General features: G+C 64.3%; 5 protein-coding genes and 3 rRNA genes. 1 reads left to right on the top strand and 7 read right to left on the bottom strand.

The features are described from left to right. Positions 1-86: 86 nt before the first annotated feature. The 4 genes from rrf to PYR72_RS29325 form a co-directional block, all read right to left on the bottom strand. Positions 87-203: ribosomal RNA gene (gene rrf / locus PYR72_RS29340) — 5S ribosomal RNA — on the bottom strand. Between the two features lie 90 nt (positions 204-293). Continuing rightward, positions 294-3,414, bottom strand: a 23S ribosomal RNA gene (locus PYR72_RS29335). A 317-nt stretch (positions 3,415-3,731) separates the two neighbouring features. Then, positions 3,732-5,258: ribosomal RNA gene (locus tag PYR72_RS29330) — 16S ribosomal RNA — on the bottom strand. The 16S, 23S and 5S rRNA genes sit together here, the layout of an rRNA operon. Before the next feature lie 579 nt (positions 5,259-5,837). Further along, positions 5,838-6,845, bottom strand: coding sequence for a stage II sporulation protein M (locus tag PYR72_RS29325; protein WP_275458069.1), 1,008 nt, complete (start codon positions 6,843-6,845; stop codon positions 5,838-5,840). Positions 6,846-7,004: 159 nt separating this feature from the next. Here PYR72_RS29325 and PYR72_RS29320 point away from each other — a divergent pair, with 159 nt between their 5' ends. Further along, the gene (locus tag PYR72_RS29320) at positions 7,005-8,000 is read left to right on the top strand and encodes an RDD family protein (RefSeq protein ID WP_275458068.1); all 996 of its coding nucleotides are present in this window, start codon (positions 7,005-7,007) and stop codon (positions 7,998-8,000) included. 51 nt (positions 8,001-8,051) lie between these two features. On the opposite strand, the gene PYR72_RS29315 is transcribed toward PYR72_RS29320, so the two are convergent. The 3 genes from PYR72_RS29315 to PYR72_RS29305 form a co-directional block, all read right to left on the bottom strand. Beyond that, on the bottom strand, positions 8,052-8,666 hold the full coding sequence (locus tag PYR72_RS29315; RefSeq protein ID WP_275458067.1) for a hypothetical protein: 615 nt from the start codon (positions 8,664-8,666) through the stop codon (positions 8,052-8,054). Between the two features lie 157 nt (positions 8,667-8,823). Then, positions 8,824-10,281, bottom strand: coding sequence for an adenosylhomocysteinase (gene ahcY, locus PYR72_RS29310; RefSeq protein ID WP_275458066.1), 1,458 nt, complete (start codon positions 10,279-10,281; stop codon positions 8,824-8,826). Between the two features lie 398 nt (positions 10,282-10,679). After that, a complete protein-coding gene (locus PYR72_RS29305) occupies positions 10,680-11,657 on the bottom strand; it encodes a cation diffusion facilitator family transporter (RefSeq protein ID WP_275458065.1) in 978 nt (325 codons plus the stop codon). Between the last annotated feature and the right edge of the window lie 80 nt (positions 11,658-11,737).

The following is an 11,737-nucleotide window of genomic DNA, read 5'->3' as shown; positions in this document are numbered from 1 at the left end:
GGATGAGGCGGGTTACTCCGGAGACACAGAAGGGCCGGAAACGCAGAAAGGCCCACACCATAAGGTGTGGGCCTTTCCCAATATTTGTTCGGCGGCGTCCTACTCTCCCACAGGGTCCCCCCTGCAGTACCATCGGCGCTGTAAGGCTTAGCTTCCGGGTTCGGAATGTAACCGGGCGTTTCCCTCACGCTATGACCACCGAAACACTATGAAACACTCAACCGCACCACACCCGTGACCCAGGCATGGGGTTGTTCGTGGTTTCAGAACCAACACAGTGGACGCGAGCAACTGAGGACAAGCCCTCGGCCTATTAGTACCAGTCAACTCCACCCATTACTGGGCTTCCATATCTGGCCTATCAACCCAGTCGTCTACTGGGAGCCTTACCCCATCAAGTGGGTGGGAATACTCATCTCGAAGCAGGCTTCCCGCTTAGATGCTTTCAGCGGTTATCCCTCCCGAACGTAGCCAACCAGCCATGCCCTTGGCAGAACAACTGGCACACCAGAGGTTCGTCCGTCCCGGTCCTCTCGTACTAGGGACAGCCCTTCTCAATATTCCTACGCGCGCAGCGGATAGGGACCGAACTGTCTCACGACGTTCTAAACCCAGCTCGCGTACCGCTTTAATGGGCGAACAGCCCAACCCTTGGGACCGACTCCAGCCCCAGGATGCGACGAGCCGACATCGAGGTGCCAAACCATCCCGTCGATATGGACTCTTGGGGAAGATCAGCCTGTTATCCCCGGGGTACCTTTTATCCGTTGAGCGACGGCGCTTCCACAAGCCACCGCCGGATCACTAGTCCCGACTTTCGTCCCTGCTCGACCCGTCGGTCTCACAGTCAAGCTCCCTTGTGCACTTACACTCACCACCTGATTGCCAACCAGGCTGAGGGAACCTTTGGGCGCCTCCGTTACCCTTTGGGAGGCAACCGCCCCAGTTAAACTACCCATCAGACACTGTCCCCGATCCGGATCACGGACCCGGGTTAGACATCCAGCACGACCAGACTGGTATTTCAACGACGACTCCACCCGAACTGGCGTCCGAGCTTCACAGTCTCCCAGCTATCCTACACAAGCCGAACCGAACACCAATATCAAACTGTAGTAAAGGTCCCGGGGTCTTTCCGTCCTGCTGCGCGAAACGAGCATCTTTACTCGTAGTGCAATTTCACCGGGCCTATGGTTGAGACAGTCGAGAAGTCGTTACGCCATTCGTGCAGGTCGGAACTTACCCGACAAGGAATTTCGCTACCTTAGGATGGTTATAGTTACCACCGCCGTTTACTGGCGCTTAAGTTCTCAGCTTCGCCAAGACGAATCCTGACTAACCGGTCCCCTTAACGTTCCAGCACCGGGCAGGCGTCAGTCCGTATACATCGCCTTACGGCTTCGCACGGACCTGTGTTTTTAGTAAACAGTCGCTTCTCGCTGGTCTCTGCGGCCACCCCCAGCTCACCGAGTAAATCGGATCACCAGTGATGGCCCCCCTTCTCCCGAAGTTACGGGGGCATTTTGCCGAGTTCCTTAACCATAGTTCACCCGAACGCCTCGGTATTCTCTACCTGACCACCTGAGTCGGTTTAGGGTACGGGCCGCCATGAAACTCGCTAGAGGCTTTTCTCGACAGCATAGGATCATCCACTTCACCACAATCGGCTCGGCATCAGGTCTCAGCCTTATGTGCGACGGATTTACCTATCGCACGGCCTACACCCTTACCCCGGGACAACCACCGCCCGGGATGGACTACCTTCCTGCGTCACCCCATCACTCACCTACTGCAAGTCTGGTTCGTCGGCTCCACCACTCCCCTTTGCCCGAAGGCTCCGGGGCGGCTTCACGGACTTAGCATCGCCTGGTTCGATGTTTGACGCTTCACAGCGGGTACCGGAATATCAACCGGTTATCCATCGACTACGCCTGTCGGCCTCGCCTTAGGTCCCGACTTACCCTGGGCAGATCAGCTTGACCCAGGAACCCTTGGTCAATCGGCGCAAACGTTTCTCACGTTTGTATCGCTACTCATGCCTGCATTCTCACTCGTGAACCGTCCACCACTGCCTTCCGGCGCGGCTTCACCCGGCACACGACGCTCCCCTACCCATCCCAGCCCCCGTTGGGGGTATCTGCTGGAATGACACGACTTCGGCGGTACGCTTGAGCCCCGCTACATTGTCGGCGCGGAATCACTAGACCAGTGAGCTATTACGCACTCTTTCAAGGGTGGCTGCTTCTAAGCCAACCTCCTGGTTGTCTCTGCGACTCCACATCCTTTCCCACTTAGCGTACGCTTAGGGGCCTTAGTCGATGCTCTGGGCTGTTTCCCTCTCGACCATGGAGCTTATCCCCCACAGTCTCACTGCCGCGCTCTCACTTACCGGCATTCGGAGTTTGGCTAAGGTCAGTAACCCGGTAGGGCCCATCGCCTATCCAGTGCTCTACCTCCGGCAAGAAACACACGACGCTGCACCTAAATGCATTTCGGGGAGAACCAGCTATCACGGAGTTTGATTGGCCTTTCACCCCTAACCACAGGTCATCCCCCAGGTTTTCAACCCTGGTGGGTTCGGTCCTCCACGAAGTCTTACCTCCGCTTCAACCTGCCCATGGCTAGATCACTCCGCTTCGGGTCTTGAGCGTGCTACTGAATCGCCCTGTTCGGACTCGCTTTCGCTACGGCTACCCCACCCGGGTTAACCTCGCAACACACCGCAAACTCGCAGGCTCATTCTTCAAAAGGCACGCAGTCACGAGATATGTGCAAGCACATATCCGACGCTCCCACGGCTTGTAGGCACACGGTTTCAGGTACTATTTCACTCCGCTCCCGCGGTACTTTTCACCATTCCCTCACGGTACTATCCGCTATCGGTCACCAGGGAATATTTAGGCTTAGCGGGTGGTCCCGCCAGATTCACACGGGATTTCTCGGGCCCCGTGCTACTTGGGTGTCTCTCAAACGAGCCGCTGATGTTTCAGCTACGGGGGTCTTACCCTCTACGCCGGACCTTTCGCATGTCCTTCGCCTACATCAACGGTTTCTGACTCGTCCTGTCGCCGGCAGACGACAGAAGAGAGATCCCACAACCCCGTATACGCAACCCCTGCCGGGTCTCACACGCATACGGTTTGGCCTCATCCAGTTTCGCTCGCCACTACTCCCGGAATCACGGTTGTTTTCTCTTCCTGCGGGTACTGAGATGTTTCACTTCCCCGCGTTCCCTCCACTTGCCCTATGTGTTCAGGCAAGGGTGACAGCCCATGACGACTGCCGGGTTTCCCCATTCGGAAACCCCCGGATCAAAGCCTGGTTGACGACTCCCCGGGGACTATCGTGGCCTCCCACGTCCTTCATCGGTTCCTGGTGCCAAGGCATCCACCGTGCGCCCTTAAAAACTTGGCCACAGATGCTCGCGTCCACTGTGCAGTTCTCAAACAACGACCAACCACCCATCACCCCCGGACAATCACCGGAGTTCACTGGGGCCGGCACTGAAGGCAGCCGTACGGCCATACCCTCAGACACCCAACAGCGTGCCCGACCAGTCTCCCGTCCGGAGATCATGCTTTCCACACCCGCAAGGGGTAGTACTCACAGCCTCCGGCCCGACGAACCGGCCGAATAATCAACGTTCCACCCATGAGCAACCAGCATCAGACGTTCGCTGATGATCTGGCCTCTGACCTCACCCCGAAAGGCTCGGTAGAAGTGCTCCTTAGAAAGGAGGTGATCCAGCCGCACCTTCCGGTACGGCTACCTTGTTACGACTTCGTCCCAATCGCCAGTCCCACCTTCGACAGCTCCCTCCCTTGCGGGTTGGGCCACCGGCTTCGGGTGTTACCGACTTTCGTGACGTGACGGGCGGTGTGTACAAGGCCCGGGAACGTATTCACCGCAGCAATGCTGATCTGCGATTACTAGCAACTCCGACTTCATGGGGTCGAGTTGCAGACCCCAATCCGAACTGAGACAGGCTTTTTGAGATTCGCTCCGCCTCACGGCTTCGCAGCTCATTGTACCTGCCATTGTAGCACGTGTGCAGCCCAAGACATAAGGGGCATGATGACTTGACGTCGTCCCCACCTTCCTCCGAGTTGACCCCGGCAGTCTCCTGTGAGTCCCCATCACCCCGAAGGGCATGCTGGCAACACAGAACAAGGGTTGCGCTCGTTGCGGGACTTAACCCAACATCTCACGACACGAGCTGACGACAGCCATGCACCACCTGTACACCGACCACAAGGGGGCGACCATCTCTGGCCGTTTCCGGTGTATGTCAAGCCTTGGTAAGGTTCTTCGCGTTGCGTCGAATTAAGCCACATGCTCCGCTGCTTGTGCGGGCCCCCGTCAATTCCTTTGAGTTTTAGCCTTGCGGCCGTACTCCCCAGGCGGGGAACTTAATGCGTTAGCTGCGGCACCGACGACGTGGAATGTCGCCAACACCTAGTTCCCACCGTTTACGGCGTGGACTACCAGGGTATCTAATCCTGTTCGCTCCCCACGCTTTCGCTCCTCAGCGTCAGTAATGGCCCAGAGATCCGCCTTCGCCACCGGTGTTCCTCCTGATATCTGCGCATTTCACCGCTACACCAGGAATTCCGATCTCCCCTACCACACTCTAGTCTGCCCGTATCGAATGCAGACCCGGGGTTAAGCCCCGGGCTTTCACATCCGACGCGACAGACCGCCTACGAGCTCTTTACGCCCAATAATTCCGGACAACGCTCGCGCCCTACGTATTACCGCGGCTGCTGGCACGTAGTTAGCCGGCGCTTCTTCTGCAGGTACCGTCACTTTCGCTTCTTCCCTGCTGAAAGAGGTTTACAACCCGAAGGCCGTCATCCCTCACGCGGCGTCGCTGCATCAGGCTTTCGCCCATTGTGCAATATTCCCCACTGCTGCCTCCCGTAGGAGTCTGGGCCGTGTCTCAGTCCCAGTGTGGCCGGTCGCCCTCTCAGGGCCGGCTACCCGTCGTCGCCTTGGTGAGCCGTTACCTCACCAACAAGCTGATAGGCCGCGGGCTCATCCTTCACCGCCGGAGCTTTCCACACTCATCGGATGCCCGAGAGTGTCGTATCCGGTATTAGACCCCGTTTCCAGGGCTTGTCCCAGAGTGAAGGGCAGATTGCCCACGTGTTACTCACCCGTTCGCCACTAATCCCCACCGAAGTGGTTCATCGTTCGACTTGCATGTGTTAAGCACGCCGCCAGCGTTCGTCCTGAGCCAGGATCAAACTCTCCGTGAATGTTTACCCGACTGTGCTTAATTAAAAGCGTCGGTGCACACATCACGAGAGCGGAACCACCGGAGGAATAGTCCGATGGTTCACAGCGTCCTCGCTGTGTTGTATTTCAAAGGAACCTCGTCCCAGCGAATGCTGGAGACGGGGTATCAACATATCTGGCGTTGATTTTTGGCACGCTGTTGAGTTCTCAAGGAACGGACGCTTCCTTTGTACTCACCCTCTCGGGCTTTCCTCCGGGCTTTTCCCTTCGGTCTTGCTGTCTTGCGTTTCCGACTCTATCAGACCGTTTCCGGTTCCGATTTCCTCGGTGCTTTCCAGGTTTCCGCTTTCGCGTTTCCCTTTCCGGCGAGTCCGACTTTATCAGAAGTTTTTGGCCGGACTGACCGGCCGTTCGTTTCCGAATCATCGGGTGGGCGCACTCGGGAAAATACCTTCACGAGAGGCCGATAGATTTTCACTGTGCCCTGGGGTATGACCACCTCTAGGCAACTGTTCGAATCTACCTCCCCACACGCACCGTGTCAACGGCTCTTGCGGGAACGAAGAGGAGACTAACAGTCCGGCAGGGGTGGACGCACATCAGGCCGCCGTGGGGACCGTGGCGCTGCGTTCGTGCTCCTCCACATCGCCCGTGTCACCGGCGCGGACGGCACGTCCGCCCAGGACGTAGACGTAGGCCAGGAAGGCGAGTTCGGCGAGGACGCCGATGCTGATGCGTGCCCAGGTAGGCAGGCCGGACGGGGTGACGAAGCCTTCGATGGCTCCGGAGACGAACAGGACCAGCGCCAGGCCTATCGCCATGCCCAGGGCGGCTCGGCCCTCCTCGGCCAAGGCCACGCGCCGGGTGCGCGGTCCTGGGTCGATGACGGTCCAGCCGAGGCGCAGGCCGGTGCCGGCGGCCACGAAGACGGCCGTCAGTTCCAGGAGGCCGTGCGGAAGGATCAGTCCGAGGAACACGTCGAGACGCCCGGCCGAGGCCATCAGGCCGATGCCCACGCCCAGGTTCAGCATGTTCAGGAGCAGGATCCAGAGGACCGGCAGGCCGAGGAAGATGCCCAGGACCAGGCACATCGCGGCGGCCTGGGCGTTGTTCGTCCAGACCTGGGCCGCGAAGGACGCGGCGGGATGGCTGGAGTAGTACGTCTCGTACTGGCCGCCGGGGCGGGTCATCTCGCGCAGGGCGTCGGGCGCCGCGAGGGATGCCTGGACCTCCGGGTGGACGCCGATCCACCAGCCGAGGAGCGCGGCGACGAGTGTGGAGAGCAGGGCGGTGGGGACCCACCAGTGCCGGGAGCGGTAGACCGCGGCGGGGAAGTGGTGGGTCAGGAAACGGGTGACGTCGCGCCAGGAGGCCCGCCTGTTGCCCGTCACCGCGCTTCGCGCGCGTGCCACCAGTCGGCTGAGGCGTCCGGTCAGCTGGGGGTCGGGGGCGCTCGACCGGATCAGTGAGAGGTGGGTGGCCGTGCGCTGATAGAGGGTGACGAGTTCGTCGACCTCGGCACCGTTGAGCCGGCGCTGGCGGCGGAGCAGGGCGTCGAGGCGGTCCCACTCGGCACGATGGGCGGACACGAAGACGTCGAGGTCCATCGGGTGTGCTGCTCCTCGTCCCTCTGCGAAACCGCGTGTCGGCTTGTCGTACGGGTCTTACTGATCTCACTGGTCGTACTACGGCGCGATCTGTCCTCAGCTTGGCAGACTGGCCACTCTCGGGGCAGGTCAGGGCAGGAAACCGGAAGGACTACGGGTGTGAGTGAGCTGGTGACGGGCGAGGCGGTGGCTCTGGAGCTGCGGCCCGCGAAGCTGCCGAGCCGGGCGCTGGCCGTGCTGCTCGACCTGGTCGTGGCCATGGTCGTGTATCTGGCGGTGGTCCTGGTCCTGGTGCTGTCGACGGCCGGTCTCGACGAGGCGGCGCAGACGGCGATATCCATCGCGAGCTTCCTGCTCGTCCTGGTAGGTGGGCCGATCGCGGTGGAGACGCTGAGTCATGGGCGTTCGCTGGGGAAGCTGGCGTGCGGGCTGCGGGTGGTGCGGGACGACGGGGGACCGATCCGGTTCCGGCACGCGCTGGTGCGCGGTGCGGTCGGGGTCGTCGAGATCCTGATGACGTTCGGCGTCGTCGCGTGCATCGCCTCGCTCGTGTCGGCGCGGGGACGGCGGCTGGGTGACGTGTTCGCGGGGACGCTGGTGGTGCGGGAGCGGGTGCCGACCGGACAGACGGCGTTCGTGCCGCCGCCACCGCCCTGGCTGGCGGGGCGGTTCTCCGAACTCGACCTGTCAGCCGTTCCCGACGGGCTGTGGCTGGCCGTCCGCCAGTACCTCACCCGCATGCGGCAGCTGGACCCGCACGTCGGCGCGGCGATGGCGGAACGTCTCGCCACGGACCTCGCGGCGCGGACGGGGGCTCCGCCGCCGTACGGGGTGCCGCCGGGCGCGTACCTGGCGGCCGTGGTCCACGAGCGGCAGGCGCGGGAGGCTCGGCAGGCGTTCGCGGGCGCGGCCGGGGCGGCGGGCGTACCGGGCGTACCGGGTGCGCCTGCCGGTGGGCCCGGCTGGGGCGGCGGGCCGGGGACTCCCTCGGTCGCTCCGGCGTACGCGCCGCCCGGGGGGTACGTGAGCCCCGGAGCGACCACTTCCGCGGCACCGGCGACCCCTCAGCCCCACACGTCGCCGCCTCAGACGCCTCAGACGCCTCAGACGCCTCCTGCCGAGCGTCCCGCCACCGGGTTCGCGCCGCCTGCGTGAGTCTTCGCCCGGCCGCCGGTCAGCGGTCGGCCGTGGGATGTTGGGGCGCTCTCACTCGAACGTCGACGGCGGTGTCTCCAGGTGTTCCAGCTCGATCCCGGGGGCCGCGAGGACGACGTCGCCGGCGAGGTGGACGCTGTGCTGCTCACCCGTGTCCAGGGCTGTGACCTGGTAGGTGTCCACGGCCAGGGGGCCGTTGTCAGTGGCGTGTGTTTCTCTGTCGATCAGCGCCCAGGACTGGTCCAGGGTGCGGGGGGCCAGGACCGGGTCGGTGAAGGCGACGAGGCGTACGCGCGTGGCGGGCGCGGAGGGGGTGAGGCGCAGGAGGCGGGCGGTGGCGATCAGGAAGGCGGGGGAGGTTCCGGTGAAGGCGTGGGCGCGGACGTTGCCTTCGGTGGCCTCGGTGCCGGTGGGGTCGGTACGGACCCAGGTGACGCCGTCGAGGGCGGCGCCGCGAACCTGCCAGCTCGCGGCGTGCAGTTCGAGGCGGATGGGGCGGCCGAGTTCGTCGAGGGCGAGGTCGACGGAACCGGCGTGATCACCGGACGGGGTGGTCCGTTGGGAGACGTAGCGCCAGCCGGACGGGCCGGGTGCGCAGTGGAAGTGTTCTTCGGCGAGGGGGGTGTGGTCGTGCGGGTCGTGGAGCGAATACCGGCCGCGGGGCATGGGGGTTCTGGGTCCTGACGGGTCGGCCCGGTCCGGTGCGGAGCACGGGGCGAACGGGCAGGCCCCCGGCACGGGGGTGCGGGGGCCTGCCTGGGAGCTGCTGCCGGACGGGTGCGGCCTGTGCGTCACCGCGTGGACGCACCCGTCGGCGGGCGGATCAGTAGCGGTAGTGGTCCGCCTTGTACGGGCCCTCGACGTCGACGCCGATGTACGACGCCTGCTCGGGGCGGAGCGTGGTGAGCTTCACGCCGAGCGCGGCGAGGTGCAGCCGGGCGACCTTCTCGTCGAGGTGCTTGGGCAGCGTGTAGACCCCGATGGGGTATTCGGACTGCTTGGTGAACAGCTCGATCTGGGCCAGGGTCTGGTCCGCGAAGGAGTTGGACATCACGAACGACGGGTGACCGGTGGCGTTGCCCAGGTTCAGCAGGCGGCCCTCGGACAGCACGATGAGGACCTTGCCGTCGGGGAAGGTCCACGTGTGGACCTGCGGCTTGACCTCGTCCTTGACGATGCCCGGGATCTTGGCCAGGCCGGCCATGTCGATCTCGTTGTCGAAGTGGCCGATGTTCCCCACGATGGCCTGGTGCTTCATCCGGGCCATGTCCGAGGCCAGGATGATGTCCTTGTTGCCGGTCGTGGTGATGAAGATGTCGGCCGTCTCGACGACCTCGTCGAGGGTCGTGACCTGGTAGCCGTCCATCGCCGCCTGCAGCGCGCAGATGGGGTCGATCTCGGTGACGATGACGCGGGCGCCCTGGCCGCGCAGGGACTCCGCGCAGCCCTTGCCCACGTCGCCGTAGCCGAACACGACGGCGGTCTTGCCGCCGATGAGGACGTCGGTGGCGCGGTTGATGCCGTCGATCAGGGAGTGGCGGCAGCCGTACTTGTTGTCGAACTTCGACTTCGTCACGGCGTCGTTCACGTTGATCGCCGGGAAGAGCAGCTGGCCGTCGCGCTGCATCTCGTACAGGCGGTGGACGCCGGTCGTGGTCTCCTCGGTCACGCCGCGGATCTCCGAGGCGAGCTGGGTCCACTTCTGGGAGCCCTCGGTGATGGTGCGGTGGAGGAGTTCGAGGATGACGCGGTGCTCCTCGTTCTCGGCGGTGTCGACGGCGGGAACCTTGCCGTCCTTCTCGTACTCGACGCCCTTGTGGACGAGGAGCGTGGCGTCACCGCCGTCGTCGAGGATCATGTTGGGGCCGCCGGTGGGGCTGTCCGGCCAGGTCAGCGCCTGCTCGGTGCACCACCAGTACTCCTCCAGGGTCTCGCCCTTCCAGGCGAAGACCGGGACGCCCTGGGGGTTGTCCACGGTGCCGTCCGGGCCGACCGCGATCGCGGCGGCGGCGTGGTCCTGGGTGGAGAAGATGTTGCAGGAGGCCCAGCGGACCCGGGCGCCGAGGGCGACCAGGGTCTCGATGAGAACGGCGGTCTGCACGGTCATGTGCAGGGAGCCGGTGACGCGGGCACCGGCGAGGGGCTGTGCCTCGGCGTACTCCTTGCGGATCGCCATCAGGCCGGGCATCTCGTGCTCGGCGAGGGTGATCTCCTTGCGGCCGAACGCGGCCAGGGAGAGATCGGCGACCTTGAAGTCCTGCCGGTTGTCGACAGTCGTCATGAAGAGCTGCTCCTCGGTTTCGGGTCGAGGGTGGTCAGGGCTGGTCTGCGCGGCGGCGGACACAGGGGTGCCCTGAAGAGGACACAGGGATGCCCGCGTGCGCGCAGCGCAGTCCGTCGGAGGCCCTCTCTCCCTCGGCCGGTCCTCGGTGGGACCGCCCGACCGCCATCAGCAGCGACGTCTGGCTCCGTCCCAAGCTACACCGGTCGGCCCTGCCTGCCCCAGTCCGCCTGGGTACGGATTGAGCCGAAGCCGGGGTCGGCACCGGCGGTGTCGGGGGCCGGTATCCCCGTCCGTGGGCTTCCGGGCGCGGTGGGGGCCGAGACGGGAAGGGCCCGTCGCGCGCGTGCGCGACGGGCCCTTCCCACGTCAGAGCCGGACGGTGCCGACCGGTGGGCTCAGTGCTCGGCGGTGGGGGCCGGACCGCCGGGGGCGGCCTCGGGGTCGGCGCCCTTGGCGGCCTCGGTCTCGCTGAAGATGTCGGGTTCGAGGTAGATCACGCGGGCGATCGGGACGGCCTCGCGGATGCGGGCCTCGGCGGCGTCGATCGCGTGGGCGACCTCGGTGGCCGTCTCGTCGTGCCGGACGGCGATCTTGGCGGCGACCAGCAGCTCCTCGGGGCCGAGGTGGAGCGTGCGCATGTGGATGATGGCGGGGACGGTGTCGCCGTCGACGATCGCGGCCTCGATCTTCCTGACCTGGTCCGCGCCGGCGGCCTCGCCGAGCAGCAGGGACTTGGTCTCGGCCGCGAGGATGATCGCGATCAGGATGAGCAGGGCGCCGATGCAGAGGGTGCCGATGCCGTCCCAGACGCCGTCGCCGGTGAGCAGGGCGAGGCCGACGCCGCCGAGGGCGAGGACGAGGCCGACGAGGGCGCCGAGGTCCTCCAGCAGGACGATGGGCAGCTCGGGGGCCTTGGCGTGACGGACGAACTCGGTCCAGGACTTGCCGGCGCGCAGGCCGTTGGACTCCTTGATGGCGGTCCGGAAGGAGAAGGACTCGGCGATGATCGCGAAGACGAGGACGCCGACCGGCCAGTACCAGTGGTCGATCTCGTGCGGGTCCTTGATCTTCTCGTAGCCCTCGTAGAGGGCGAACATGCCGCCGACGGAGAAGAGAACGATGGAGACGAGGAAGGCGTAGATGTAGCGTTCGCGGCCGTAGCCGAAGGGGTGTTGCGGGGTCGCCTCGCGCTGGGCCTTCTTGCCGCCGAGCAGCAGCAGTCCCTGGTTGCCGGAGTCGGCCAGGGAGTGCACCGACTCCGCGAGCATCGATGACGAGCCGCTGAAGACGAACGCCACGAACTTCGCTGCCGCGATCGCGAGGTTGGCGGCCAGTGCCGCCACGATCGCCTTGGTGCCGCCTGACGCGCTCATGTGTCCGAGGTGTCCCTTCGCCTACGCGTGTGCCCGTGCGTGGGCATGGGTACCCACGCTTGCGTCCGTCACCGGCCGGG

It is taken from the genome of Streptomyces sp. VNUA24 (assembly GCF_029167005.1).
Lineage (GTDB): Bacteria > Actinomycetota > Actinomycetes > Streptomycetales > Streptomycetaceae > Streptomyces > Streptomyces scabiei.
The sequence above is the reverse complement of the archived record's forward strand: the minus strand, read 5'-3'. Positions and strand labels throughout refer to the sequence as shown.

Excerpts from the sequence above, each read along its gene's own strand:
- PYR72_RS29325 (WP_275458069.1), bottom strand. The coding sequence starts at position 6,845 with ATGGACCTCGACGTCTTCGTGTCCGCCCATCGTGCCGAGTGGGACCGC.
- PYR72_RS29315 (WP_275458067.1), bottom strand. The coding sequence starts at position 8,666 with ATGCCCCGCGGCCGGTATTCGCTCCACGACCCGCACGACCACACCCCC.
- ahcY (WP_275458066.1), bottom strand. The coding sequence starts at position 10,281 with ATGACGACTGTCGACAACCGGCAGGACTTCAAGGTCGCCGATCTCTCC.
- PYR72_RS29305 (WP_275458065.1), bottom strand. The coding sequence starts at position 11,657 with ATGAGCGCGTCAGGCGGCACCAAGGCGATCGTGGCGGCACTGGCCGCC.